Here is a 26,874-nt window from a genome sequence, read left to right as displayed (position 1 = left end):
TTTAAACAGATATGTCTTTCTCAAGAATTCAAATCAGACAGGAGTGATTTCAGTGGAAACATGGCTATCCTTTGTGACAGAAGTTGGATTTCCGATTGTGGTAACATTTTATTTGTTACACCGTATCGAAGGTAAACTTAATGATCTAATCGTATCCATCCAGGCACTGCCAAGTAAGATGAAATAAGAGCTCTCGCATGAGAGTTCTTTTTTAAGGTATAAATTCCCTCAGAATATCCCATCCTTGTAAAAGTATTTAGTTTAAAAAACAGTACGTGTCATATACAATAATAGATAAAGAGATGGTAGAAGGTAGGGTACTTGTGTTTTGAAAAGTTTTCGTGATATCAATATACAAAAAATGTTTCCATCCGTTATCTATAGACGCGGTTTGGAGTATTACAACAAAAATCTAGTTAGTGAATTACTGTATGACATAAATTATCAAGTTTGGACTGCAACTGTACACGGAACTGAGGATTATTTTGTTGAAATTAATACGTCCGATTTTTCGAAGGGTTCCGTTGATGCATATTGTGATTGTCCAGCATTTGACACGTATGGCTCGTGTAAGCATATTGTTGCTACATTAATTTCAATCACTGCTAAAGAAACAAATAATCCACCCCGGAAAATGAGTGATAACTATCAAACTACTAATTGGCTGATTGATTCCATATCCTCATTAGCCGATTATCAGCCGACATCCGAAGTGTTATCACAAAAAATACCACTTCATGTTGAGTATTATGGCAAGTGGTCGTTTGAACGTAATCTGTTATTAGAGCTTAAAGTCGGTGAGAAACGGTGCCTTGTTGTTAAAAATGCACACGATTTTCTGGACGACGTATTACAAGGAAACGAGCATTATTTTACCAAAACATTTACATACAGTCCGGAAACACATTATTTCCTGCAGCAGGATATGGAAATTTTCGAGCTGCTGTATTCTATATTACGTAATGAAAAAATATACCTTGAACGTGGTATTTATCATTACCAGGACTCACCAGAGCGGTCAGTTGTTATTCCGCCATTACTTGCCAAGCAGCTATTGCATATGCTGATTAAACGGGACTTTACTGTCGAGACAAGGGATCAGAGCTTTCAGCACATTGATGTTGTGGAGGATGAATTGCCATTCCATTTTGACCTTGCGAAAAACGAACAGGGGGAACTGGTTTTGTCCATGGACGATATGGCTTCCATGACTTATTTCAAGCTATATCAGATGCTGTTTTCACATGGAGCGTTTTTCTTTCCAGCAAAAGAACAGATTCCAATAATCGAGCAGATCACCCAGGTGGGAAGAGAAAACGAAAGACTTCCTATTCCTAAAAAACAGGCTGATTCTTTTATTTCCGAAGTCCTCCCATCACTCAAAAAGGTCGGCGAGGTACAAATAGATGAAAATGTTGCAGCAGAAATTATTCAGGTGCCATTACGCGCAAAGTTATATCTGGAAGTGCAGGCAGATTGGATTGTTGGCAAACTCGAATACCATTATGGTGACTACCAGATTGATCCGTTTAGCGGCCGTGAACAGGATGATGTCATCATTATTCGTGATGTTGAAAAAGAACAGCAGATTATGCGTCTGGTTGAGCACGCAAATTTTCACTACAATGGTAAAGAATTATATATCGAAGCAGATGAAGAAAGTCTATATGAATTTCTATATAATGTACTGCCATTGCTTGATAAGTATGTTGAGCTATTTCTTACTTCGGAGATACGGAACTTCATCGTAGAAAACGAGCCATCCCCGAGTACAAGTGTAAGGCATGAATCATCTTCAAATCTGCTCGAAATCGGCTTTAATATTGATGGTGTGGATGATTCGGAAATCAGCCAGATTCTTAATGCTGTCATGGAGAAGAAGCGTTACTACCGAATGGAAAGCGGTGCATTACTTTCTCTTGAGGGAGACGAATTTTCCTCAATGAAGCAGCTTTTCGATGATCTGGATATTCAAAAAGATGACTTACAGGATGGAAATGTTCAAATGCCTGTCTACCGTGGTGCACAGGTTGATGAGTTAATCGACACAAAAAAGAGTTACGACCCGTCTTTTCGTAAGCTTCTGCATCAGCTGAAATCCCCGGAGGAACAAGTGTATCCACTGCCGGAAAATCTCAATGCAACATTACGAGGTTACCAGATGACAGGGTATCAATGGTTTAAGTCATTAAGTGCCTATTATCTTGGAGGTATTTTGGCTGACGACATGGGGCTTGGAAAGACGCTCCAGAGTATCGCTTATATCCTATCAGAGCCTAGTGAAAAGCCGCATTTGATTGTTGCACCATCATCAGTTGTATATAATTGGAAAAATGAATGTGATAAGTTTGCGCCTGATTTGAATGTGGCAATTTTAACTGGAGCACCATTGGAACGTGCGAAGAAGATTGAGGAATTAACTGATATGGATGTCTGGATCACATCCTATGCTACACTGCGCCAGGATATAGAGCTTTATCGCGAGCAATCGTTCCAAACATTGATTTTAGATGAATCGCAGTACATCAAAAATTATGCAACAAAAACGTCGCGAGCAATTCGTGAAATTAAAGCAAGTAGAAGGTTCGCTTTAAGTGGAACACCAATTGAAAATTCGATTGATGAGCTATGGGCAATTTTTCAGGTTATTTTACCGGGATTAATGCCAAATCAACGTAGTTTCAAAAAATTATCACATGAAAAAATTGCCCAGCTGACAAAGCCGTTTATTTTGCGCCGTCTGAAAAAAGATGTATTGAAAGAACTGCCAGATAAAATTGAAACAGTACATGTATCAGAATTAACAAAGGACCAAAAGGATCTGTATGTAGGTTACTGGCGCGAGGTGCAGCAAGAAGCAGCACAGTCTATGAAAGAAAGTGGCTTCAACCAAAATCGGATGAAGATTCTGGCGGGGTTGACTAGGTTGCGTCAGATTTGCTGCCATCCATCCGTTTTTGTGGAAAATTACCAAGGAGAATCAGGTAAGTTGAACCAGTTAATGGATACCGTTCGAAATGCAATTGCAAACGGGAAGCGGATGCTGATATTCTCACAATTCACAAGCATGCACGAGATTATTATTGAGAAACTGAAACAAGAGGAAATTGATTATTTTTATTTGCATGGGCAAACAGCTTCAGAGGACCGCGTAAAGATGAGTGAGCGTTTTAATAATGGTGAAAATAATGTATTTCTCATCTCACTTAAAGCAGGTGGAACAGGGTTAAACTTAACTGGTGCAGATACCGTTATCTTATACGACTTATGGTGGAATCCAGCTGTGGAGGACCAGGCTACAGGGCGTGCGCACCGTTTTGGCCAAAAAAATGTTGTTCAAGTAATTCGCCTCATTACAGAGGGGACAATCGAAGAAAAAATATATGACCTCCAGCAGAAAAAACGTGAGCTGATTGATCAAGTAATTCAGCCGGGCGAAACGATGCTGTCTAGCCTAAGTGAAGATGATGTCCGGGAACTTCTCAATATTTAAGGGTTGAATCCTTTTAATTTCTTTTGATTTACGCACGTTTGATGAAAATTTAAATAGGTTATTATAATTATAGAAGCTTCATAGAATCCATAAAGGGGATGGTGAGATTGGTTGGTGTGCTTAAAGGATTTGTGAAATTTTTTGTATCCAACCTAGCAGTAGTACTAGCCATAATACTCCTACCTATATTTCTAATAACCGATTCAGTAACATTCTTCGATGATATAATGAATTATTTATTTAACAACAAAAAATCTTAACACAAAAAACCAGATAGCCTATATCTGGTTATTTGTTGCTGATTAGCTGTGTGATGGACGTACTGCAATAAATACTTGAGTGCTTCACACCGCTTCGGTAATACATTTCGCTTTCCGCGGGCAACGCTTTAGCTTCCTCGGTAGTAAAAGCCACTTCCTGCGGGATCTTCAGCTGTTGCTATTCCCGCTGGAGTCTTCATGTATTTCCTACGCCGGGTGTTGCTGTCACTATATCCTTATCGTGACATTGCTTCTTAGCCATAGGGATACTTCACGTGCCTGAGGACCCCGGAAGAAGTGATCTTAGCGTCACGAGGAGGCTGGAGGGCGTGCCTGTGACTAAGAAGAAACTGTGAAAACATCAGATTGAGCAGATGCAGCCTTGGTATCCGGCCGGATCGGTGAAAGTGAATATTTCCCTGCAGTTCGATTTATAAAGAACTGCGCATTTCTTTGAGTTGCTAATTTAAATGATTTAGAGTTTTTCTTTTACTATCACAATAACATTCGTTTATTTTTAGGTTTGTAATACACAATCCAGCGAAGTGTATTTCCGCAGCGGTGCCCTAGACCGAAATTATTTTTCCACAGTACGTCGCATCATATATCAACTACTTATTGAACAATTGATAATGAATGTTATAAACATCCTGCCCAAATATTATACATCTTTAAAGTGGAAATTTTTAGTTATGTCCCAGCCACTTTTTGCTGGTATTCAACTTAAGAGAGTAGCAGTTTCATTACAAAAAATAGAGAAGGTGTCAGAGCAACTACGCATTACCCGGCTGATTACTGATCCAATTGAAATAATTTCCGTGGTCGTCCTTTTAAATATGGTTTTTCCTCGCCTACTACTTTAATGACTTCGCCTGACAATAGTTTTTTAACAGTACGTTCTGCACTCCGTTTTGTGACACGGTAATAACTTGCAATGTCATTGGATGAGAAAGGCTCATTATTTCTAATCTCTATAAATTCAATAAAGTTATAGGATAGCTCATTGTTCAGTTTTGCCTGATGAATTAAGGAACGGTACAATTCCGATGTATTAAATTCCTTTTCCACTCCAAGTGGGCCAATGGTGTCCTGTCGTTCGTTTACGATATAACATGTTCCGTCGTTTGACTGATTACAAGCTTCCAATGCTGACTTTGCGTTATCTTCGGCTTGTTTAGCAGTAAGGCCTAGTCCGAATCCGATATCTACCGAGGTGTTTAAGGCGCGTTCCATTTCCTTCAGTAGCGGGAAATCGCGATAGTGGTTAGTGATGTGATCTAAGATTCCTCTTGTTCCAAATATAACAAACTTATCGTTGCCATTTGATAGAACAGAAGCATATGTTTTTTGGGAGTATCTTAATAGAATTTGGTGTAGCTTTAACTGTAATTGCTGTGCCTGAAAGTCACCTTTTTCAGCTTTTATTTGATCAAATTGTTTTATTTGGACGTATCCAGCAACGATTTGAGCACTTTTAGATTGGTTTAGGGTTGCGAACGATACGGCTTGTTCAACTGCGCGTTCAATATTTAATAAGGGGATTCTCATGCAGCTTGTGGGAATACCTTTATCCACTAAAATAGACTCAACCTCTTCAATCGATGTTAAGGCGTAATCAATTTTACCCTCATTCCACAGGTTTTCATGATATTTGGCAATCCGTTCAATATCTACAGGTTGATCATTTCCATAACTATACGTGTATATTTCCTCGTTGTTTAATTCCATCTCATCGAGTACTTTATCGATATTTCTTTGACTCATCACATCGATTGAAAATCTATTCAGTTCTTGCCTGTGATGATTTCTGACTCGGTAAAAAGATGTTAAAATCATGTATTCATCAAAATCAACCTGAACAGCTGGAAGTCTTTTCTTCTCTACCTTATCCTTTGCGTATAAGTACGGCAATGACCCTGCAAATAAATAGATATCACACATAAATGCTTTTTCAACTAATTCTGCAGTTTCCTTTGATTCTGAATAAACAAATGGGAAAATTTCAATGTCCTCTTGTTTTTCAACATATTTAGTAATTCGATCAACTAGTTTTTCGCGCCCAAAAACAGCAATTTTTACCTTCACTATTACTCCTCCTCAAGATTGGATGTTATGTAATCAATTAATAGCTTTCCAATGTCTGCAATATGTCTTTTTCCTATTCCATTATTTTCCCAGCCTTCACTCATAACAACAGCCTCAACACGTTTGTTCTGATATTCAAGAATAGCAGCATCATGCTCAACACCGTTTAATTCTCCAGATTTATGGTATAGCTTTACATTTGAATCAAATGGTAGATAACTAGCAAGCTTACCATTGAGTTGCTGGTTTGATAATATTTCAAGAATTTGTGATCTGCTGTTGTCATTTATCGTCTTGCCGCGATTAGCAATAATCGTTAGGAAATGACACATATCGGATGCACTTGTGTAATTCTCAAATCCAGCTGCCTGTGATACTGTATCCATAAAATTGCGTTGAATCAGTGTGTGCTCGCATTTCAAATGTTTTGCCAATATATTAACCTGATCCATCTCTATCTTATCTAGGATAAGGTTGGCTGCCGTATTGTCTGAAATGATAATCATTAATTCCATCAGATTTTTATAACTATATACATTCGAACTAGTAAGGTGATTTATTACTCCTGCCCCTCCGACTTTCATATCTTGCTCAATATATACTAAAGTGTCAGCGCGGAACAGATCAGCTTCGAGTTGGCGAAAGGCTTCAATTAGGATAGGTAGTTTTACCAAGCTAGCTGCTTTTCTGGGTTCATAGGCATTGATAGCAATAGTGCCATCATCAGTACGTATGAAAATAGAGAATTTGTCTATCGTTTTGCTGATAATAGTACGAATACCAGCTTCCAATTGCGCATGATTCACGTTTACCTCCACATCCTTATACTAAATTTCACAAATTACGGTATATTTAGCGACACTATTCGTTAACACTAACATATTACGAAATTTTCACAATATTGTCAAGAAGGAAAGTTAGGAAAGTTTTAGGAGCTATTACTAAATATGGTATTCTTGTAAGAGGAATAAATAGAATAGGAGGGGTTTTGTTTGAATGATTTACTTAAAAAGCTGAGTATTGAAGTTCCTATAGTGCAGGCAGGAATGGCTGGAGGAATTACAACTCCAGAAATGGTAGCAGCTGTCACTAAGAATGGAGCACTTGGCACGATTGGAGCTGGATATATGAGTGCGTCAGCATTAAAAGAAAACATTCAGCAAGTGAAAATCCTAACCAATAATCCATTTGCAGTTAATTTATTTGCCACCAACCTGGAGACGTTCTCCACTGATATTCAGAAAATGCAACATTTATTAAATAACTATAGAAATGAATTGGATATTGACCCAGGAGAAGATTCGGTTAAAGTGAAAGACAATTTAGAAGAAAAAATTTATGTCATACTGGAGGAAAATATTCCTATAGTAAGCACAGCATTTGGTGTTTTGTCTTCTGTTTTGATTAAACGCTTAAAGGGAAATAGCGTCACCCTAATTGGGATGGCTACAAATCTTGATGAGGCTAAACAATTGGAGGATGCAGGATACGACGCAATTGTCGCCCAGGGGAATGAAGCCGGCGGGCACCGTGGCACATTTGATATGAAAAAATATCCGAATGGAAGCAATATTGGTTTGCATGTGCTGCTGCAGGAAATATCGGACAACGTCTCATTGCCGGTTATAGCAGCTGGAGGAATACATAAAAAGAATCAAATCGAAGCATTATTGGCTATGGGTGCAGCTGGAGTTCAGCTAGGCACACGGTTTCTGATGGCAAAAGAAGCTGGAACAAATGAAGCATATCGAAGAGCACTCATTAAGGCGCAAACAAATGATACCAAAATTACCAAAGTCTTCTCTGGCCGACCCGCACGCGCTATCAATAATAGATTCATAGCAGAAGTGGAGGCGAGTGGAATTCCGCCATTGCCTTTTCCAATCCAAAACCAGCTTACAAAGGATGTTCGGAATGCCGGAAAAGAATTCGCTGTTGGTGATGTCCAATCACTTTGGGCAGGGCAGGGTGTTGGAAATATTGAAAAAGAAGAAACAGTTGCTGAAATTATTCAGTCGTTAGTATAACCTCCTTAGTATGAGTTGACAATTTCTGGATCAGGTTGATAACCAGAAACTCAGGTCGATAACTCCTGATAAGAAGAACATTTCTCTACAAATAATAAAAGAAATCGGCGTTTTAGCCGATTTCCTCATAACCTAATTAACCTTGCATATTATAATGTTCTTTTACCTGTTCACGCAACTGGCGCTTCAGGAATTTACCCACTGATGTTTTAGGGATCTCATCGAAGAACAGTACATCATCTGGCAGCCACCATTTTGCGAATTGTGGACGGATAAATTCAAGCATATCATCCTTACCGACTTTGTCTGCGAACCCTTCGTGTAAAACTACGCATGCAACTGGTCGCTCCTGCCATTCAGTATCTGGAATTGCTATAACACTAGCCTCGAAGACAGCATCGTGTGCCATAAGGGCGTTCTCCAAATCAACGGAAGAAATCCATTCTCCGCCACTTTTGATCAGGTCCTTCGTACGATCGACAATTTTAAGTGTACCTTCTTCGTCTACTGTTACCACATCACCAGTATGGAACCAACCATCAACGAACGTATTCTCGCTTCGTTCATCCTTGTAGTATTCATCGGCTATCCATGGCCCGCGAAGGAGTAACTCACCCATTTGTTCACCATCCCAGGCAACTTCGCCATCATTACCCATGATTTTCATATCGAGACCAGGTATCAGTGCGCCTTGTTTTGCACGTTGATCCAATTTATCATCGTCACTTAGTTCTTCCTCCTGGTAGCTCTTCAGTCTGGAAAGCGTCACGAGTGGTGTTGTTTCAGTTGCGCCATAGGCATGGATGAATGGAATCTTATACTTTTGCTCGAATGCTTGGATAAGTCCCTTCGGAGCGGCTGAACCGCCGCAAAGTACTGCACGTAAACTTGACGTGTCATAATCCCCTTGTTCCAGTTCCCGCAGTAATCCTAACCATATAGTTGGAACTCCTGCAGTAATAGTGACTTTAAATTTTTCTATGAATTCGGCAAGTCGTTTTGGCGTGAACCGTGGTCCAGGCATGACTTGTGTAGATCCAAACCAAGTACATGCAAAGGGAGTCCCCCAAGCATTAACGTGAAACTGTGGTACGACAGCCATTGATACATCAGATTCTGATACCGCGGCTGAATCAGCTAGTCCGAGAGCATAACTGTGCAGGACTATCCCGCGATGCGAGTAGACAACACCTTTAGGTTTACCTGTTGTAGCGGATGTATAGCACATTCCAGCTGGGTCATTTTCATCGATTGTTTTTGAAAATTCATGTGTAGGATCTCCTGCATGCAGTAATTCTTCATAGGAATAAAGTGGTTGTAAAGTAGATTCTGGAAGTTCGGACTTGTCAGTCATAACGACAAATGCTTCAACTGTTTGAAGCTTATCCTGTACGGCTTCGATGAGGGGTAAAACGTCTTCGTCAATAAATAAAATCTTATCTTCCGCATGATTTATAATGTAAATAATGTGCTCAGGGGATAATCGAATATTAATGGTGTGCAACACTGCCCCCATACCTGGTGCGGCAAAATATATCTCCAAATGCCGGTGATGGTTCCAGGCTAGTGTACCAACTCGATCACCTTTTTGTATGCCCAAACCTTCGAGAACACTCATTAAGCGCCTTGTTCTTTCTCCGATATCGGCATATGTAAGCCGGTGAAGCTTATCGTGCGTTTGCGAGATGACTTGTTTTTTTGAGAAAAATTTCTCTGCATGTTCAAGCATGGGTCCAACTGTTAATGGGACTTGCATCATACGAAACATCTCCTTTTATATATTATACAAGCATACTTCTATAATATCATATTATTCGGATTATTAGAAAAACATTGTAAATAAGTTTCGCAAAAGGAGGAGATCATTGATCCGTGGTAAAATGAGAATGGAAATTATGAGAAGTTCTCGATATTAAGTTGAAGATCCCGAAACGATGTAAAGGATCCTGAATAAGGTTGAAGTAAGAAAGGCTGACATTTATGAAGAAACAGCATGATTTCACACAAGGGTATATTCTAAAGCAGTTGATTATATTTTCAGGGCCGATTATGCTGACTAATTTGCTGCAAACATCCTACCAGTTTGCCGACAGTTTATGGGTTGGTAACTTGCTTGGAGCAAATGCACTTGGTTCTGTTGCTGTTTCGAGCACCATTATTTTCACGGTATTATCATTTGTAATCGGGGTAAATAATGCTGCGTTAACAATTCTTTCTCAGCAAAAAGGTAAAAATGAAGATACGGGATTAAAACGTTATCTTAATGCGTTCGTCGTAATTTTGGTGTTGCTTTCAGTTTTATTAGGAGCTGTTGGTTATTTTATGGCAGAGCAGCTTTTACAGTTATTGGGCACACCGGAAGGCATGATGAGTGAGGCGAAGACATATCTGCAAGTAAACTTCCTAGGGATATTGTTTTTGTTTGGATATAACTTTATAAACACCGTTCTTCGTGCGCTTGGTGATAGTAAAACACCACTCCGGTTTGTAATGCTGGCGGTAGCGTTGAATATTGTGCTTGATCCATTGTTCATAGCTGGCTTTAATTTGGGTATTGATGGAGCGGCATATGCAACAATAGTAGCACAGGGAAGTGCATTTCTTTATGGGATTATCCATGTTTTGTACCGTAAGCTGGCCCCGTTCACTATGCCGTCACTTCCATCGAAAAAGGAAGCAGGCCTAATTTTAAATCTCGGCATTCCATCAGGGCTGCAAATGGCTGTTATTTCTGCAGGAGTAGCGGCTATAATGAGTGTTGTAACAATATACGGAGAAGGTGTAGTCGCTGGGTTTGGTGCTGCGCAGCGTTTAGATAGTATTTTGATGCTGCCGGCACACGCGCTTGGGACAGCTGTTAGCAGTATGGCTGGTCAGAATATTGGTGTTCAGAATTGGGCACGTGTAAAAAGCATAGCAAGGTATGGGGTCCTCTATAATTTTTCTGTTATGCTTATTGTAGGAATTCTAGTTGTATTTTTTGCTGAATACGGAATACGACTATTTATTCAGGATGAAGCAGCGATAGCATTCGGAACAAGATATCTGCAGATTATCGCATTATGCTATCCATTCCTTGGGATAAATTTTATATTAAATGGAATTGTTAGGGCGTCTGGAGCAATGTATCAGGTACTCGCTCTAAATGTTATTTCATTGTGGGTGCTGCGTTATCCGTTAACCGCTCTCTTTTCCAATTGGTTTGGCGAAACTGGTATTGCGATTGGTATGGGATCAAGCTTTTTGGTAAGCAGTTTGTTTGCATTTATGTATTATCGTTTTGGAAAATGGCGGGAGAAGGAATTATTCGCGAAAAAACACTAAAGTTAATCTAGGAAACTAGCAAAAGAATGACAGAGGGATTCTATGAAAACGAAAACCAAAAAAGCAATTAAACAAACGTTTGTAATAGCAGCTGTATTAATTGGTGCGTTCATTGTCGTGTCGATTCTTTCGTTTGAAAGGACAAGCAGCCAGCAATTTGAAGTTTCACGCCCGTCAATCAGTAAGCAGGTATGGGAATATAAACCGACTGTTGAAAAGTATGCAAAACAATTTGGTGTAACACAATATGTTGATGTCATGCTTGCAATGATGATGCAGGAATCTGGTGGGCGTGGGAATGATCCAATGCAGTCATCTGAAAGCTATTGCGGGGAGAGAGGTTGCATAGATGAGCCGGAACTTTCCATTAAGCAAGGAGTCTATTATTTTTCTCAAACTATTAAACAAGCAAATGGAGATTTGAAATTAGCTATTCAGTCATACAATTTTGGGAAAGGTTTTATAGATTACATCAACGATAATTCGGGTACGTATACTCAGGAAGCAGCTATTAATTTTTCTCAAAAAATGTATAATACTTCATCAAATAAATCGATATATACATGTTTGCGGGAAGAAGCAAAGCAATATAATGCCTGCTATGGTGATATATATTACGTTCGGGATGTGATGGAATATAGGGATGTACTTGCAAAAGAGTAGTAAGACTGAATATGGAAATGATAAAATTAAATTATAGAGGTTGTTCAAAAAGTCCGATAAAAATGACGCAACGATTTTCGTCGTTAGCAAGACATCGTTGGAAAAGTAAAGCCCTTTTCCTGCGTGCGATGCGGGTTCAGGGTAGCTATCCTTGTGCTCATGTTAAAACTACGCTGCCTCGGAATTTCGACTCACAGGGCGTTGCTAACTTAGCCGACTCGGTCATTTTATCCTCTTTTGAACACGCACTTATAGGGAGGAATTAACATGGTAAAAGCAATACATACTGCTTATGCGCCGGCTGCAATTGGACCGTATTCACAGGCGATTCAGGCGGGGGATTTCATTTATGTTTCAGGACAGATCGGAATTGATCCAGGTAATAGTGAGGTAGTTGAAGGGATAGAAAAGCAAACAGAACAAGTGCTGGCAAATCTGCAGGCGATACTGACTGAAGCTGGTGCGAATTTTTCCCAGGTGGTAAAATTTACAATCTACCTTAATTCAATGGATGATTTTGCAACAGTAAATGAAATATATGGCGGTTTTTTAACGGAACCATATCCGGCACGAGCAACGGTTGAGGTCAGCCGGTTGCCAAAAGATGTACTAGTAGAAATGGATGTAGTCGTATATACAAAATAACAGCAGGAGGCAATACGAATGGACAATTTTACATTTTATAATCCGGTCAAATTAATCTTTGGAAAAGGTCAATTGGAAGCACTTCCGAATGAAGTTGCTGCTTACGGCAAAAAAGTACTGGTTGTATATGGTGGTGGGAGCATAAAGCGAAACGGCGTATATGATGAAGTCATGAATCAATTAAGTAAAATAAATGCCGATGTAGTGGAACTTGCAGGAGTTGAGCCTAATCCACGTCTTTCAACAGTCCGAAAAGGTGTTGAAATTTGTAAGAATGAAGGTGTTGAATTTGTGCTTGCTGTTGGTGGAGGCAGCACGATTGATGCGACAAAGGCAATTGTAACAGGTGCTAAAACGGATATTGACATATGGGATATTGTCACGAAAAAAGAAAAGGTAAACGACGCGCTGCCATTCGGAACAGTCCTGACCATTGCTGCAACAGGATCTGAAATGAATGCAGGTTCGGTTATTACCAATTGGGAAACACATGAAAAACATGGCTGGGGAACACCATCAACATTCCCTGAATTTTCCATTCTCGATCCAGCAAATACATTTTCTGTTCCACGCGATCAAACAGTATATGGCAGTGTAGATATAATGTCGCATGTATTGGAACATTATTTTCACCAGACAGGAAACACGCCGGTACAGGATCAATTTTGTGAATCAATACTGCGAACAGTTATCGAAACAGCACCTAAATTATTGGATGACCTGGAAAACTATGAGTATCGTGAAACAATGATGTTAAGTGGTACCTTGGCATTAAACGGAATGCTGAATATGGGCTATCGTGGTGACTGGGCAACACATAATCTTGAGCATGCCGTATCAGCCGTACATGATATCCCGCATGGTGGCGGGCTTGCAATTATTTTTCCGAACTGGATGAAGCATGTAGTGGATGAAACAAATACAGATCGCTTCAAGCAGCTTGCAGTTCGTGTATTTAATGTTGACGCAGAAGGAAAAAGTGATCGTGATGTTGCACTTGAAGGAATAAGTAAGTTACGTGAATTCTGGAATGATATTGGGGCGCCGGCTACATTAGCCGATTATGACATCGGTGAAAACACAGTTGAAGAGATGGCCGATAAAACCGTTATTGCTCGTCCTGAGTATGGTAACTTTAAAAAATTATCTCGCCAGGATTCAGTAGAAATTTTCAAAGCTAGCCTGTAAATGGCAGTTTCCGACAAAAAATTTCCCGGGAAATAACAAAAAGTATGCACCTCAATAGGACGTTTCGACACTGCATTGCAAATAGGCATACTTAGTCGGATATTAATTCTAACAAAAAGAACTAGCTGTTATTGATAAACAGCTAGTTCTTCTTTTATGGCTGATCTTATTTTATTTAAACATTCTTCAGGTGTGTTACCGAAAACGCGTTTGTTGTTTACTAGTGCATATGGTTTAACCCGACATAGCCCGCAAAATGATAAGCATTCATTCATAAGCACGGCTACCTCTGGAAATTCCTTTTCGATGATGCCTTCTATATCTATAGTAGTGATCGCATTTCCGTCACAAACCTCAACAACGACAATTCCCATTGCTATCACTTTCTTTCTAATGTCTGAATAAATTATTGACTCTACTAGTTGTAGCATATTCAGTATAACAAATCAATATATTATTGTCGGGAATATTGTTTTAGTATTTATAATTTAGTGTAGAGACCCGGGATTACGAAGAGGAAAGTGAATGCGTCCGTTTCCCCTCATATTCGTGCTTATACCATGCTCCAAGCATTATAGCTCCGCCTATCAGGAGCAGACCACTTGTTACGAAAAACACTGCGGAGAAGCCGAAGAACCCAGCCAGCATACCTCCCAGTGCAGGTCCGATAATATTTCCTAAAAACCGTAAGCTGGTATTATACCCGAGCACTTCACCCTGCATTGACAATGGTGCTTCCTGTCGTATATATGCGACTCGGACTGGAACTAATCCGCCGATCGAAATTCCAAGAAGAAATCTTAAAACAACTAGCTGCCAAATATTGGTCACAAATGCTCCGGGTAAATAGACAATACCGGCCATGAATAATAAGAAAATCATTATCTTTGTGTAGCCTATACGATCCCCTAATCTGCCCCAGCGCTTTGCCATCAACAAATTTCCAAGACCTGCAGCTGAGAAGGCCACGCCAGAATAGAATGCAATGCTGGCCGTGCCGTGTATCTCAGCTACATATAAGGATAAAATTGGCTGGATGCTAAAATGTGCAATTTGAACCAATGTGGAGATAAGCATGACTACGAGCAATACCGGGTTGCGAATGATATGCATAAGTACTTCTTTAGTAGAATAAGATACCTTTTCCTGATTATCATCTGAAAACTGTATTAAAATCTCTCTTACACCAACTAACACAATTATAGCGGATAAAAATATTGTGATGGAAATCCACTTGAATGTGGAAGCATATCCGAAAGCATCAGCGAGCACACCGCCAAGTAAAGGCCCCATCAATGCTCCTGTAATACTTCCAGTCTGTAATGTTCCAAGCACCTGACCGGCAATTCGCCTCGGTGTCTGTGTTGAAATCATGGCCTGTGACATTGGGATAAATCCAGTAAATATACCCATAAATAAACGCAATAAAAAAAGCTCCCAAACTGAATTGGCGAACCCCATTAGGAGTACCGATAATCCAAGCCCCATAGCTGAGATAATCAGAATTTTTTTTCTGCCATACTTGTCACCAATGCGTCCCCAGATTGGCGAGAAAATAAAGGCGGTGACAAAGGTAATTCCGAAAACCCAGCCTGACCAGGTCTGTACATATGAATCAGAGAAACTGCCGAATTCTTCTATATATAACGAAATAAATGGAAGCACCATTGTAATACTTCCGGCAATAAAAAAGTTGGCGAACCACATAATAATTAAATTTCGTTTTATATTAGGATTTTGCTCTGAAATAACAAATCCCTTCTTTCAATATTATTTCGATACACTAAATATATAGTAATAGTAGCTAATTTTACAATATAATGCTCATTGTTTCATTACCACAATGTTAAATTGGTAAACGAATAGGGAAAAATGTATTCATAGTCATCATAAAGCGTTATAATGTATCGTAATTACTAATAGTATTAGACAAGCATCTTATAAAAAACTGACTAATAAAGGAGTAACTGTAATGATGAAAAGTTATTTGAAGTTTGCTGCTGTTTTAGTGTTGATAGTTGGCTTAATTACTAGTCTTGCAGCACCTGCTCAGGCTGCTAATAATGGTGGTATAAATGAAAAACTGGGTGTACCAATTGTTGTCTACGGTGATACCTTGTCAGACGACCAAAAAAGCAAAGTGACGGAGCTACTGGAAGTTACAGATCCTGAGGCGGTAAAAGAATATTCTGTAACTGGTGAGGATATCGCCAATTATATTGATGGTGATCCAAATTCAAGAATGTTTTCATCGGCAAAAATTACGCGTCAGGAAAAAGGTGAAGGCTTAAAAATTAATATTGTAACGCCAGAAAATATTACACAGGTAACAAGTGATATGTATGCGAACGCATTATTGACGGCTGGGGTAGAGGATGCAACAGTTGATGTTGCTTCACCAGTTAAAGTTAGCGGACACTCCGCATTAACGGGAATTTATAAGGCCTATGACGCTGAAGGGCAGCCGCTTGATAAGGAGCGAATGCAATTAGCTGACGAAGAACTTGGTGTCGCAACAGATCTAGCCAAGGATGGGTTAAGTCAGGAAAAAGTAAGTGAATTGCTTACAGAAATTAAAAAAGCAATATCAGAGCAAAATCCGGCTACAAAGGAAGATGTTGAGAGAATCGTTCAGGAGCAGCTTGATCAGTTGGGAATATCATTAAGTGATGCAGATCGTCAAATGCTAATTGATTTATTTAATAAAATGAAAGATTTGGATATTAACTTTGATGAAGTGAAGAATCAGCTTGATAATATTGCTTCTAAAGTACAGGATGTCGTGAACGATGAAGGGTTCTGGAATAAAGTGGAGAACTTCTTTAAAAAGTTCGCTAACGTAATTGGAAACTTTTTAGAAGGTTTGTTTAACTAATAATTTGGGTTTGATGGCAAAATTTACAGGTAAGGATTGTCCACTATTGGCATCGGGTTCAGTTTTGGTAGCGTAAAATGCTAATAACACTAATCAATTAGCATACAGTTCGCCCCTATTGTGGAAGAACCTATTTATTAGTGGAATGAGGATCCGGTTTACTGATTTGACGGATCCTCATTCCGCTATTTCCTTGAAAATCCACGTTTTAAGCTGGGGTTCGGATCCTCATTCCGCTATTTGTCATTTCTACCTCAAATTTGGCTGATTTTCTGCTTTTAAAGGAACGAGGATCCGTCTCACCCTTCAGAGAGCGCATTTTCTGCTATTTAGCGGAATGAGGATCCACTTCGACTGTTTATCGGATCCTCATTCTGAGTAACAATAGTTCATCCCCTCCTATTGCCAGCCTAAGTACAAACAATGCTTAACCCCATAAAACCTTTTAAAAACAAAAAACAACTTATTTATTCGTAATAGATCATTCCATACATTATTGATAACCATAATAGATAAGTACTAATGCGATTAGCAGGGTAATTAATGCGATACTTTGAAAACGTGCAAACTTATAGAAACGTTGATTTACTTTTGATGAAGGAAGTGGCTTGTCTTTCCATTCTTCAAGATAATCACTATGTGATGACATTACATTTCGAAACCTTCTGAAGCCGAATGTAACCCCATCAAAGAACCCGCCTTTCATTGTATACATTGCTAAAAATATGACAAGATAAATCAATGAAAAATAAAATATCATGTTAATGATGTGAACCAATGAGAAGGCTGGTGCCCGAAAATAAACCATGATAAAAATTATACTTATATTGAGAATCAGGATGAACCAATTTTTCCTGTACATTTATCTATTCCACCTTCAAAAATACAATAATATTGAGTATATCATAGTTTAAAATAGTTGAATTGTAATAAAGCTGTAAAATATTTAAGAGCTGATAATGATTGATAGGCAACCGATACAGAGAGACCCGTTTTAATTTTCACAAAAAAGCCTTTACAAACTTGTAAGAAAAATTGTATAATTCTATTTAGTAGATGAAATCTGCTAAAAAGTCAGAAAAATTAATATTATCAAGGGGGTAATTTTCAACATGAAGTTGAAGAAGGTATGGTTTTTAGCACTAGCTTTAATGCTAGGTCTCTTCCTCGCAGCTTGTTCCGGTGGAGATGACGGAGGAGATACGTCGTCAGAAGGCGGAGATGACACAAGCACTGAGGAAAACAGTGGAGAAGAAACAGGTGAAGAAGAAGCTTCAGAGCCTGAACAGGTATTAAATCTTATAAATGGTGATACTATTCCATCAATGGACGCATCTATGGTTACTGATGAATATGGTATCAAATTCTTAGGCGCGACAATGGAAGGGCTTTATCGTATGAAGGATGGCGAAGTTGTACCTGGTATTGCTACAGATCACAAAGTAGGTGAAGATGGTTTAACTTGGACATTCACACTTCGTGAAGACGCAAAATGGTCAAATGGTGACCCTGTAACGGCACATGACTTTGTTTACTCTTGGAAGCGTGCGGTAAATCCTGATACTGGATCAGAATATGGTCCATATATGATGGGTGGCGTTATCAAAAATGCGACAGCTGTTAACGCAGGTGATGTACCGGTTGAAGAATTAGGTGTAAAAGCAATAGATGATTATACATTTGAAGTTACACTGGAAAGCCCAGTACCTTACTTTGAATCATTGACTACATTCGCAACATATTATCCGTTAAATCAGAAATTTGTTGAAGCGCAAGGTGACAAGTATGCTACAAGCACAGACACACTTGTTTTCAACGGACCATTTACTTTGGATAACTGGGAAAGCACAAGCAGTTCTTGGGAGCTTAATAAAAACGCGGACTACTGGGATGCTGAAACAGTAAAACTTGAAAAATTGACTTATGAAGTTGTAAAAGATCCGCAAACAGCGGTAGACCTTTATGAATCCGGTGAAATTGACCGTGCTGGTTTATCTTCTGACCTTGTAGATCAATATGCTACACATGACGATTATCGTGTAGTACCTGAAACATCATTATTCTATCTAAAACTTAACCAAACAGGAAGCGAAGCGCTTGCAAATGTTAATGTCCGTAAAGCGATAAGTAAAGCATTTGACAAAGAAGCATTAGTTAACGAAATTCTTAACAACGGTTCACTTGTATCAACTGGATTTGTTCCAAAAGACTTCGTTCAGACTCCAAGTGGCGAAGATTTCCGTGAAGCAAGTGGTGATCTTGTAACTTACGATAAAGAGGAAGCGAAGAAACTTTGGGAAAAAGGTCTTGAAGAGATTGGTAAAGATTCTGTTACACTAGAATTCCTTGCAGGTGATAGTGAAACAGCGAAAACAATGAACGAATATCTTGCTAATCAGCTTGAAACGAATCTTCCAGGACTAACAATTGAATTGAAACAGGTTCCATTCGAACAACGTCTTGATTTGGATACGAACATGGATTACCAAATTCAGTTCTCTGGTTGGGGTCCAGACTATCTTGATCCATATACATTCTTAAATCTATGGATTACTGATGGCGGAAACAACAAAATGGGATTCTCAAACGAAAAGTATGATAAGTTACTAGAAGAGACTGCAACAACGTTAGCACAGGATCCTGAAGCTCGTTACGCAAACTTCCTTGAAGCGGAAAAAATTCTAGCTGAACAAGCGGCTGTAGCACCTATCTATCAAAGTGCAATGGCTCAACTAGTTCGTCCTAAAGTCCAGGATGTTTACGTAAATGCGTTTGGACCTACTTACGAGTACAAGTGGGCAAGTGTAGGAGCGACAGAATAAAAATTATTTAATAAAATATGCTATAATTTGAAAGGGAAGAGAGTATATGACCTTATGGCATATGCTCTCTTTTGCCCTTTTCGCAAAAAAGTCATATAATATTGAATATTTTTTAAACAGCAGGAATAAACAGAAATTCAGGAGGTGCAGAAATGCTTCGTTATATATTAAAGCGTGTTTTTTATATGGCAATTACTTTATTTATTATTGCCACCGTCTCGTTTTTTCTTATGAAAATGCTTCCAGGAAGTCCATTGTCGGTTGAAAATAAATTAAGTGAAGCACAGCAGGCAGTTGTTTTGGAAAAATACGGATTGAATGACCCCATTCCTGTTCAATACGTGAAATACATAGCAGGTCTTGTACAGGGTGATTTAGGTATATCCTTCCAGTTTGATAATACCCCGGTAACGGATATCATAATGGATCGTATCGGTCCTTCTATGGTACTCGGTGCACAGGCCCTCGTTTTTGGGACAATCCTAGGAATATTATTTGGGCTAATTGCAGCAATTTCCCATAATGGTATTCTCGATTACGGCTCCACTATCATTGCTGTATTGGGTACTTCTATTCCTTCCTTTATATTTGCAGGGTTATTACAGTGGTATTTAGCTGTGAAATTTGAATGGTTCCCTGTAGCATTGTGGGGGACATATGAACATACCGTATTACCTACAATTGCATTGTTGATTTTCCCAATGGCGATAGCAGCTCGTTTTACAAGAACGGAAATGCTTGAAGTACTTGGTTCTGATTTTATTACGACTGCCAGAGCTAAAGGTGTAACTGAATTTGGGATTATTTTCAAACATGGTCTAAGAAATGCTCTTATTCCACTAGTTACAGTTGTAGGACCAATGGCTGTCGGCTTAATGACAGGAACACTGGTTATTGAACAGATTTTTGCCGTTCCGGGAATTGGTGAACAATTCGTTACATCTGTCATGGTAGTGGACTACCCTACCATTATGGGGCTGACGCTATTCTTTGCGTTCTTATTTGTGGCAATAATCTTGATAATCGATCTTCTATATGTATTAATCGACCCAAGAATCCGACTGACGGGAGGGGAAAGTTAAATGACACAAGAAAACGAGCATAAAGACGTACCTAAAGAACTTTTAGTTCCCCTCGAACGGAAAGAGGATACAAGCGAAAAAATTTCTGGTCAATCCAGATCATTTATGCAGGATGCTAGAAGGACCTTTTTTAAGAATAAATTTGCAGTTATTAGTATGATCCTGCTTGTCATTATCGTTCTCTTAAGTATTATCGGACCATATTTCAACGAATATAAGATGGATGGTCAGGATCTTTCGAGGGCAAAAATGCCACCACGTGTACCTGTTCTAGAAAACATTTCTTGGCTAGGTGTAAATGGTACATTAACAAGTGAGTTTGACGGCGATACAGTTAAAGAAGCAACCAAGAATGCTGTTATGCGTTATGATAACAATGAAGAATTTATTGACATTAAAGTACTGGCTGAGGGAGATGGTTCAGCTGACTCAGCTGAAGTAGAGGCTACTTATCACATATACGAAGCACAGGAAATGATGGATCAATATTATTGGTTAGGAACCGATACACTCGGACGTGACCAATGGACACGAATGTGGCTGGGGACAAGGGTTTCTCTAATTATTGCTTCAGTTGCTGCACTGATTGATCTGGTGATAGGTGTGGCTTATGGTGGTATCTCCGGTTACTACGGCGGAAGAATTGATAGTATCATGCAACGTATAATTGAAATTCTCGTCGGTATTCCTAACCTAGTTGTCATCCTGCTGATGATAATTGTACTGCAGCCAGGCATAATTTCAATTATCATAGCCCTTACGATAACCGGATGGATAGGTATGGCACGTATTGTAAGGGGTGAAATTCTGAAGTTGAAAAACGAGGAATTTGTGCTTGCTGCAAGGACACTGGGCCAGTCAGGTGGAAATACTATTAGGAAACATTTATTACCAAATGTTGCTGGGATAATTATTATTAATACAATGTTCACCATCCCGAACGCGATATTCTTCGAAGCATTTCTAAGCTTTATTGGACTTGGAATTGTACCACCCGAGGCGTCGCTTGGTGCATTAATTAATTCAGGATTTGATGTCTTTAGACTTTATCCTTACATGGTATTCTATCCAGCTGTCTTGATTTCTGTAATCATGATTGCATTCAACTTGATTGGTGACGGACTTCGCGATGCGTTTGATCCGAAAATGCATAAATAAAAAGGTAGGTGTCTTTGAGTGAGTAAATTATTGGAAGTAAAAGATTTAAGCGTATCATTTAACACCTACAGTGGTGAAGTTCAAGCTGTTCGGGGTGTAAGCTTTGATGTGGAAAAAGGGGAAACCCTAGCCATTGTTGGCGAATCAGGTTCAGGGAAATCTGTCACAACAAAAGCTCTTATGCAGCTGCTTCCGAAGCCACAAGGTCAAATAAAATCAGGACAGATTTTATTTGAAGGAAATGATATTGCTAATTATTCAAATAAACAAATGCAAAAAATTCGTGGAAAAGATATGTCCATGGTATTCCAGGATCCTATGACCTCTTTAAACCCAACTATGAAAGTAGGGAATCAAATTATGGAGGGTCTTATTAAGCACCGGAATATGAAGCGTGGAGAAGCAAAACAAAAAGCAATAGAACTTTTGGAACAGGTTGGGATCCCCCATCCCATGCTAAGATTAAATCAGTATCCGCACCAATTTTCCGGTGGTATGCGACAGCGTGCAGTAGTTGCAATAGCACTTGCTTGTAATCCGAAAGTACTTATTGCAGATGAACCAACTACAGCACTTGATGTTACCATTCAGGCACAAATTCTCGATCTCATGAAGGACATTCAGCGGGAAACAGACAGTGCGATTGTATTCATCACACACGATTTAGGTGTTGTTGCGAATGTTGCAGACCGAGTTGCGGTTATGTACGCCGGTAGAATTGTCGAAATTGGTAAAGTGGATGAGATATTCTATAATCCTAAACATCCATATACTTGGGGCCTTCTGGGTTCAATGCCAACACTTGATAGTGAAGAAGAAGAGCTCTTTACAATTCCAGGAAGTCCTCCAGATATGTTGAATCCACCTAAAGGGGATGCATTTGCACCAAGAAATCGATTTGCTTTGGAAATTGATACGAAGATGGAACCACCAATGTTTAAGGTCTCTGATACACATTACGCTGCAAGTTGGCTGCTGCATAAAGATGCACCGTACATGGAACCACCTGATTCCGTCAAACGAAGAATGCAAGGATTTGCTTCGACAGACGATAAGGATGGTGAAAAGTAATGGAAAATGAAAAGCTTCTTGAAGTAAAAAATTTACAGAAATTCTTTAAAGCCGGACGTAACAACACCATCAAAGCAGTGAATGGAATATCGTTTGATATTTTTAAAGGAGAAACATTTGGCCTTGTAGGTGAATCTGGTTGTGGTAAATCAACAACAGGCCGGACAATAATCCGATTATATGAAGCTACCGGCGGTGAAGTTAAATTTAAAGATGAAAGTGTTCATGGGAATAAATCCAAAGAGGAATTACTTAAGTTTAACCGCAAAATGCAGATGATTTTCCAAGACCCATCATCTTCATTGAATCCAAGAATGACAGTTATGGATATCATTGCAGAAGGTATTGATATTCATAACCTGGCTAAAAATGAAACTGAGCGTAAGGAACGTGTCGAATCATTACTGGAAACAGTTGGATTGAATAAAGAGCATGCGACTCGGTTCCCACATGAGTTCAGTGGTGGGCAAAGACAACGTATCGGAATTGCCAGAGCCCTTGCAGTTGAACCTGAATTCATTATAGCGGATGAGCCTATTTCGGCACTTGACGTGTCAATCCAGGCACAGGTTGTGAACTTGCTTAAAAAACTACAGCGTGAACATAACCTTACATTCCTGTTTATTGCACACGACCTTTCAATGGTGAAATATATTAGTGATAGAACAGGTGTTATGTATTATGGTAATATGGTGGAACTGGCTGATAGTGATGAGTTGTACAGGAACCCGCTTCACCCGTATACAAGATCACTGTTATCAGCGATTCCATTACCAGACCCAGAATACGAACGAGGTCGAACAAGATTTGCTTATGATCCTGCTGATTATGAAACTGATGAAGAACCTGAGTTCCGAGAAGTTAAACCGGATCACTGGGTGCGCTGTACCGAGAAAGAGTTTCAGCAGTATCAAGAGCAGTTAAAAAATAAATAGGTAAAGAACCCCTGCTGAATAAACAGCAGGGGTTTTAGTTTTGGAATAGATAGGGATACAACAATATAGTTGGAGTTCGTAATAATATATAGTTTTCAAAAAGCCCACTTGGTGAAATAAGAAAGACTTACAATTATATTATTTGAGTTTTTGCTACTCTTTAGATTACGACGAACTAGATTTCAAGCTATTTTCTTCCTTTTAGCGGACCCACATAAATCGACACCTGCTTAAAAAAACAGCGGATTTTATTATGAACTGGTTACAATGAAGTCTAACATTCTATCAAAACAAGCAATTTGCATATAAATATGTAACAAAAATAGTATTATGAAATAAATCTATTATAATTGTAATAAATCTTCGATAGTTTGGTAATCCTTGTAATAGACTCTTAAAAGTCTTGTAACTGCATTGCCTATTGAGCTGTGATACTATGGGCAATGTCAGAATTTAAAGGAGGGACTACCTATGAAGAAATTAGTAGCATCAATCGCTACGGGTGTCATTATTGCTGGCGCGACATTAACCACTGCTTCTGCAGCAGAATACAAAGTAGAAAAAGGAGATAACCTCTGGGATATCGCAGAGGAATATAATACTACCGTAGATGAATTAGTTGAATCAAACGAACTTAAAACAACAGTAATTCAACCAAAGCAAAAGCTGTTTATAAATGAGACATATATGGTAGAACAAGGTGATACATTAACTGGAATAAGTAAAGAATACGATGTATCCATAAAGGATCTGAAGGATTGGAATAAGCTAAACTCAGATTTAATTGTAATTGGACAAGAACTTGAAATAAAAGGTGTTAATGTAGCGAAGGAAGATTCAGCTCCGGCAACAGCTTCAATAAAAAGTTCATCAAATGAATCTTCAAATAACGAGAGTTCATCAAATGAATCTGCAAAATCTAGCAAACAGGAAAAGTCATCACAAGACAGTCCAGAGGGTAAAACAATATCAGTAAGTGCGACAGCATATACCGCTGACTGTACTGGATGTTCTGGGGTTACTTCTACTGGGGTTGACTTAAATGCAAACCCAAATGCCAAAGTAATTGCCGTAGATCCAAATGTAATCCCACTTGGGTCAGAAGTATATGTTGAAGGTTATGGTTATGCTACAGCTGCTGATATCGGTGGTGCAATTAAAGGAAATAAAATTGATATTCATGTTCCAACAAAAGATAAAGCATTTGACTGGGGCGTTCGCACAGTCGATGTAACAATAATTAAATAGAAGACATAAGATAAGGAAAGCATCTTTTAATAGATGTTTTCCTTTTTTATTTTGCAGTTAAACATTAGTTAACAACAAGTGTATTTTCATTTTGTTCGTCCACGACGTTGTTTGTATCATTAGTAGATTGGGTATAACCTATTATACCGAAGCTTAAAATTAAGATCATAAATAGCACCATTAATAGTTCTTTCATATTTTCTACCTCACTTTGATAATCTACTTACTATTATAGTAAAATAGTGATATACATACTATAGTATTTGTAACAAAATATTAGGTAAATGTTACAAATATGAAATATAGTTGGAAAGTAGGGAGTTATATGGTAGAGAAACGAAGTACAGCTGACCTTTTAATACTCTTATCGACAATACTGTTCATAGTTTCCTTATTCTTTCCATGGGTAGGTCTAGCATTCACTGATAGTGCGAGTGGATTTGCACACCGTGGTTATTTTATTCTTATTTTGTTTGTTTATCCTATTTTTACCGTATATGCTAAAAAATCACCAGGATTATTAGGGTTAGCTGGGTCAATAGCTGCAGTAGTTTATTTGCTCTATTACATTATACAGGTTTCACAGCATTATATGGGTGAGCGTGTCAGTGGAGCTGAATCTGGTCTTTATCTAGCAATGATTTCATCACTAGTTTTAGTTACTGGCGTTCTTTTTAAAATAAAAGATGAAAAGCGTGGAACGTATGAATCAAACGGTATTGTTAAATAATACGTGCAATGTGTTAAACTATATTTATTGACTATTGTTTACATACTTTAAGGAGGAAACGCGAATGACAAGTAAAGTATTACATTCATTCTTGGAAGAAAATATTTCAGACCTAAAAGAACGTGGTCTTTATAATGAAATTGACCCTGTTCAGGGAGCAAATGGACCAACAATTACTATCAATGGAAAAGAGTTAATAAATCTTTCATCAAATAATTACCTTGGACTTGCAACAGATGAGCGTTTAAAAGAAGTTGCAAAAGATGCAGTCGACTCACATGGTGTCGGTGCAGGTGCTGTTCGTACGATTAACGGTACACTGGATTTGCATCTTAAGCTTGAAGAGAAGCTGGCAGAATTTAAAGGGACAGAAGCGGTTATTTCTTACCAGTCAGGTTTTAATTGCAACATGGCCGCCATTTCAGCCGTCATGGATAAAAATGATGCAATCCTTTCAGACGAGTTAAACCATGCATCAATTATCGACGGATGTCGTTTATCGAAGGCGAAAATCATTCGTGTAAATCACTCTGATATGGAAGATTTAAGGAATAAGGCTAAAGAAGCAGTTGAGTCTGGCCAATACAATAAGGTAATGGTCATAACAGATGGTGTTTTCTCGATGGATGGAGATATTGCCAAATTGCCAGAGATTGTTGATATAGCTGAAGAATTTGATTTAATTACATATGTCGACGATGCACATGGATCAGGTGTGTTAGGTAAAGGTGCTGGAACAGTTAAGCATTTTGGCTTACAGGATAAAGTTGATTTTCAAATGGGGACGTTATCAAAAGCTATTGGTGTCATTGGTGGATATGTCGCGGGAAAAACTGAATTAATTGATTGGCTGAAAGTACGTTCACGTCCATTCTTATTTTCAACAGCCGTATCACCAGCAGATGCAGCAGCAAGCACGAAAGCAGTTGATCTGCTCATCGAATCCACGGACCTTAATGAAAAGCTATGGGAGAACAGTGATTACTTAAAAGATGGTTTAAGAAATTTAGGGTTTGATATTGGTAATAGCGAGACTCCAATTACTCCTTGTGTTATCGGGGATGAAAATAACACACAGAAATTCAGTAAGCGACTGAATGAAGAAGGTGTTTATGCGAAGGCAATTGTTTTCCCAACAGTTCCAAGAGGAGCAGGTCGAGTCCGTAACATGCCAACTGCAGCACACACTAAAGAAATGCTGGATAATGCTATAGAAATTTATAAAAAAGTAGGAAAAGAAATGGGTCTCATCTAATAAAGGATGAGAT

At 38.7% G+C, this 26,874-nt stretch carries 23 protein-coding genes; 16 read left to right on the top strand and 7 right to left on the bottom strand.

Annotation, left to right across the window (positions count from 1 at the left end):
* Positions 1-52: 52 nt before the first annotated feature.
* Positions 53-187, top strand: coding sequence for a YvrJ family protein (locus tag ACTWQM_RS04245; RefSeq protein ID WP_443256909.1), 135 nt, complete (start codon positions 53-55; stop codon positions 185-187).
* 141 nt (positions 188-328) lie between these two features.
* Entirely contained in the window at positions 329-3,493 is a 3,165-nt protein-coding gene (locus ACTWQM_RS04240) for a DEAD/DEAH box helicase (RefSeq protein ID WP_443256908.1), read from the top strand.
* 1,052 nt (positions 3,494-4,545) lie between these two features.
* Here ACTWQM_RS04240 and ACTWQM_RS04235 read toward each other — a convergent pair.
* Both ACTWQM_RS04235 and ACTWQM_RS04230 read right to left on the bottom strand, forming a co-directional pair.
* Complete coding sequence (locus ACTWQM_RS04235) at positions 4,546-5,838, bottom strand: hypothetical protein (protein WP_443256907.1); 1,293 nt, start codon at positions 5,836-5,838, stop codon at positions 4,546-4,548.
* Between the two features lie 2 nt (positions 5,839-5,840).
* Entirely contained in the window at positions 5,841-6,644 is an 804-nt protein-coding gene (locus tag ACTWQM_RS04230; RefSeq protein WP_443256906.1) for a serine hydrolase, read from the bottom strand.
* A 186-nt stretch (positions 6,645-6,830) separates the two neighbouring features.
* Between ACTWQM_RS04230 and ACTWQM_RS04225 the strand changes: the two genes are divergently transcribed.
* Positions 6,831-7,865 (top strand): NAD(P)H-dependent flavin oxidoreductase, encoded by a 1,035-nt coding sequence (locus ACTWQM_RS04225; protein ID WP_443256905.1) that lies wholly within the window; start codon positions 6,831-6,833, stop codon positions 7,863-7,865.
* Between the two features lie 136 nt (positions 7,866-8,001).
* Here ACTWQM_RS04225 and ACTWQM_RS04220 read toward each other — a convergent pair whose 3' ends face one another.
* Entirely contained in the window at positions 8,002-9,624 is a 1,623-nt protein-coding gene (locus ACTWQM_RS04220; protein WP_443256904.1) for a long-chain fatty acid--CoA ligase, read from the bottom strand.
* 221 nt (positions 9,625-9,845) lie between these two features.
* On the opposite strand from ACTWQM_RS04220, the gene ACTWQM_RS04215 reads away from it, so the two are divergent.
* The 4 genes from ACTWQM_RS04215 to ACTWQM_RS04200 all read left to right on the top strand — a co-directional run bounded on the left by ACTWQM_RS04215 (position 9,846) and on the right by ACTWQM_RS04200 (position 13,685).
* Positions 9,846-11,189 (top strand): MATE family efflux transporter, encoded by a 1,344-nt coding sequence (locus ACTWQM_RS04215; RefSeq protein ID WP_443256903.1) that lies wholly within the window; start codon positions 9,846-9,848, stop codon positions 11,187-11,189.
* 42 nt (positions 11,190-11,231) lie between these two features.
* The gene (locus tag ACTWQM_RS04210; RefSeq protein ID WP_443256902.1) at positions 11,232-11,852 is read left to right on the top strand and encodes a lysozyme family protein; all 621 of its coding nucleotides are present in this window, start codon (positions 11,232-11,234) and stop codon (positions 11,850-11,852) included.
* 267 nt (positions 11,853-12,119) lie between these two features.
* Positions 12,120-12,497, top strand: a complete 378-nt coding sequence (locus ACTWQM_RS04205; protein ID WP_443256901.1) for a RidA family protein — start codon at positions 12,120-12,122, stop codon at positions 12,495-12,497.
* 18 nt (positions 12,498-12,515) lie between these two features.
* Positions 12,516-13,685, top strand: coding sequence for an iron-containing alcohol dehydrogenase (locus ACTWQM_RS04200; RefSeq protein ID WP_443256900.1), 1,170 nt, complete (start codon positions 12,516-12,518; stop codon positions 13,683-13,685).
* 128 nt (positions 13,686-13,813) lie between these two features.
* Here ACTWQM_RS04200 and ACTWQM_RS04195 read toward each other — a convergent pair whose 3' ends face one another.
* Together ACTWQM_RS04195 and ACTWQM_RS04190 are read right to left on the bottom strand one after the other, a co-directional pair.
* Positions 13,814-14,059 (bottom strand): DUF1450 domain-containing protein, encoded by a 246-nt coding sequence (locus ACTWQM_RS04195; protein WP_443257090.1) that lies wholly within the window; start codon positions 14,057-14,059, stop codon positions 13,814-13,816.
* Between the two features lie 133 nt (positions 14,060-14,192).
* The gene (locus ACTWQM_RS04190) at positions 14,193-15,392 is read right to left on the bottom strand and encodes an MFS transporter (RefSeq protein WP_443256899.1); all 1,200 of its coding nucleotides are present in this window, start codon (positions 15,390-15,392) and stop codon (positions 14,193-14,195) included.
* A 268-nt stretch (positions 15,393-15,660) separates the two neighbouring features.
* Here ACTWQM_RS04190 and ACTWQM_RS04185 point away from each other — a divergent pair, with 268 nt between their 5' ends.
* Positions 15,661-16,560: a DUF1002 domain-containing protein gene (locus tag ACTWQM_RS04185; RefSeq protein ID WP_443257089.1), complete on the top strand. Its 900-nt coding sequence runs from the start codon at positions 15,661-15,663 to the stop codon at positions 16,558-16,560.
* Positions 16,561-17,053: 493 nt separating this feature from the next.
* On the opposite strand, the gene ACTWQM_RS04180 is transcribed toward ACTWQM_RS04185, so the two are convergent.
* Positions 17,054-17,422 (bottom strand): DUF3899 domain-containing protein, encoded by a 369-nt coding sequence (locus ACTWQM_RS04180; RefSeq protein WP_443256898.1) that lies wholly within the window; start codon positions 17,420-17,422, stop codon positions 17,054-17,056.
* Positions 17,423-17,672: 250 nt separating this feature from the next.
* Here ACTWQM_RS04180 and ACTWQM_RS04175 point away from each other — a divergent pair, with 250 nt between their 5' ends.
* The 6 genes from ACTWQM_RS04175 to ACTWQM_RS04150 all read left to right on the top strand — a co-directional run bounded on the left by ACTWQM_RS04175 (position 17,673) and on the right by ACTWQM_RS04150 (position 24,876).
* Positions 17,673-19,382, top strand: a complete 1,710-nt coding sequence (locus ACTWQM_RS04175) for an ABC transporter substrate-binding protein (RefSeq protein WP_443256897.1) — start codon at positions 17,673-17,675, stop codon at positions 19,380-19,382.
* A gap of 152 nt (positions 19,383-19,534) precedes the next feature.
* The gene (gene opp3b / locus ACTWQM_RS04170; RefSeq protein ID WP_443256896.1) at positions 19,535-20,464 is read left to right on the top strand and encodes an oligopeptide ABC transporter permease; all 930 of its coding nucleotides are present in this window, start codon (positions 19,535-19,537) and stop codon (positions 20,462-20,464) included.
* Positions 20,465-21,622: an oligopeptide ABC transporter permease gene (gene opp3C, locus ACTWQM_RS04165; protein WP_443256895.1), complete on the top strand. Its 1,158-nt coding sequence runs from the start codon at positions 20,465-20,467 to the stop codon at positions 21,620-21,622. It begins immediately after the preceding gene.
* 18 nt (positions 21,623-21,640) lie between these two features.
* The gene (locus ACTWQM_RS04160; RefSeq protein ID WP_443256894.1) at positions 21,641-22,693 is read left to right on the top strand and encodes an ABC transporter ATP-binding protein; all 1,053 of its coding nucleotides are present in this window, start codon (positions 21,641-21,643) and stop codon (positions 22,691-22,693) included.
* Positions 22,693-23,628 carry an ABC transporter ATP-binding protein gene (locus ACTWQM_RS04155; RefSeq protein ID WP_443256893.1) on the top strand — a complete coding sequence of 312 codons (936 nt, stop codon included), beginning with the start codon at positions 22,693-22,695 and terminating at the stop codon, positions 23,626-23,628. Before ACTWQM_RS04160 ends, ACTWQM_RS04155 begins: the two co-directional genes overlap by 1 nt.
* A 471-nt stretch (positions 23,629-24,099) precedes the next feature.
* Positions 24,100-24,876 carry a LysM peptidoglycan-binding domain-containing protein gene (locus ACTWQM_RS04150; protein WP_443256892.1) on the top strand — a complete coding sequence of 259 codons (777 nt, stop codon included), beginning with the start codon at positions 24,100-24,102 and terminating at the stop codon, positions 24,874-24,876.
* Positions 24,877-24,940: 64 nt separating this feature from the next.
* Here the strand turns inward: ACTWQM_RS04150 and ACTWQM_RS04145 are convergent, their stop codons facing one another.
* On the bottom strand, positions 24,941-25,072 hold the full coding sequence (locus ACTWQM_RS04145; protein ID WP_443256891.1) for a hypothetical protein: 132 nt from the start codon (positions 25,070-25,072) through the stop codon (positions 24,941-24,943).
* 129 nt (positions 25,073-25,201) lie between these two features.
* On the opposite strand from ACTWQM_RS04145, the gene ACTWQM_RS04140 reads away from it, so the two are divergent.
* Entirely contained in the window at positions 25,202-25,606 is a 405-nt protein-coding gene (locus ACTWQM_RS04140) for a hypothetical protein (protein ID WP_443256890.1), read from the top strand.
* A 64-nt stretch (positions 25,607-25,670) separates the two neighbouring features.
* Entirely contained in the window at positions 25,671-26,861 is a 1,191-nt protein-coding gene (locus tag ACTWQM_RS04135) for a glycine C-acetyltransferase (RefSeq protein ID WP_443256889.1), read from the top strand.
* The last annotated feature ends 13 nt before the right edge of the window (positions 26,862-26,874 follow it).

The organism is Virgibacillus sp. L01 (assembly GCF_052246775.1).
Lineage (GTDB): Bacteria > Bacillota > Bacilli > Bacillales > Amphibacillaceae > Lentibacillus.
This window is presented reverse-complemented; position numbering and strand designations above follow the sequence as displayed.

Coding starts and splice junctions, on each gene's coding strand:
- opp3C (WP_443256895.1), top strand. CDS start 20,465: ATGACACAAGAAAACGAGCATAAAGACGTACCTAAAGAACTTTTAGTT.
- ACTWQM_RS04185 (WP_443257089.1), top strand. CDS start 15,661: ATGAAAAGTTATTTGAAGTTTGCTGCTGTTTTAGTGTTGATAGTTGGC.
- ACTWQM_RS04155 (WP_443256893.1), top strand. CDS start 22,693: ATGGAAAATGAAAAGCTTCTTGAAGTAAAAAATTTACAGAAATTCTTT.
- ACTWQM_RS04145 (WP_443256891.1), bottom strand. CDS start 25,072: ATGAAAGAACTATTAATGGTGCTATTTATGATCTTAATTTTAAGCTTC.
- ACTWQM_RS04195 (WP_443257090.1), bottom strand. CDS start 14,059: ATGGGAATTGTCGTTGTTGAGGTTTGTGACGGAAATGCGATCACTACT.
- opp3b (WP_443256896.1), top strand. CDS start 19,535: ATGCTTCGTTATATATTAAAGCGTGTTTTTTATATGGCAATTACTTTA.
- ACTWQM_RS04200 (WP_443256900.1), top strand. CDS start 12,516: ATGGACAATTTTACATTTTATAATCCGGTCAAATTAATCTTTGGAAAA.
- ACTWQM_RS04140 (WP_443256890.1), top strand. CDS start 25,202: ATGGTAGAGAAACGAAGTACAGCTGACCTTTTAATACTCTTATCGACA.
- ACTWQM_RS04205 (WP_443256901.1), top strand. CDS start 12,120: ATGGTAAAAGCAATACATACTGCTTATGCGCCGGCTGCAATTGGACCG.
- ACTWQM_RS04210 (WP_443256902.1), top strand. CDS start 11,232: ATGAAAACGAAAACCAAAAAAGCAATTAAACAAACGTTTGTAATAGCA.
- ACTWQM_RS04175 (WP_443256897.1), top strand. CDS start 17,673: ATGAAGTTGAAGAAGGTATGGTTTTTAGCACTAGCTTTAATGCTAGGT.
- ACTWQM_RS04215 (WP_443256903.1), top strand. CDS start 9,846: ATGAAGAAACAGCATGATTTCACACAAGGGTATATTCTAAAGCAGTTG.
- ACTWQM_RS04180 (WP_443256898.1), bottom strand. CDS start 17,422: ATGTACAGGAAAAATTGGTTCATCCTGATTCTCAATATAAGTATAATT.
- ACTWQM_RS04220 (WP_443256904.1), bottom strand. CDS start 9,624: ATGATGCAAGTCCCATTAACAGTTGGACCCATGCTTGAACATGCAGAG.
- ACTWQM_RS04135 (WP_443256889.1), top strand. CDS start 25,671: ATGACAAGTAAAGTATTACATTCATTCTTGGAAGAAAATATTTCAGAC.
- ACTWQM_RS04150 (WP_443256892.1), top strand. CDS start 24,100: ATGAAGAAATTAGTAGCATCAATCGCTACGGGTGTCATTATTGCTGGC.
- ACTWQM_RS04190 (WP_443256899.1), bottom strand. CDS start 15,392: ATGTGGTTCGCCAACTTTTTTATTGCCGGAAGTATTACAATGGTGCTT.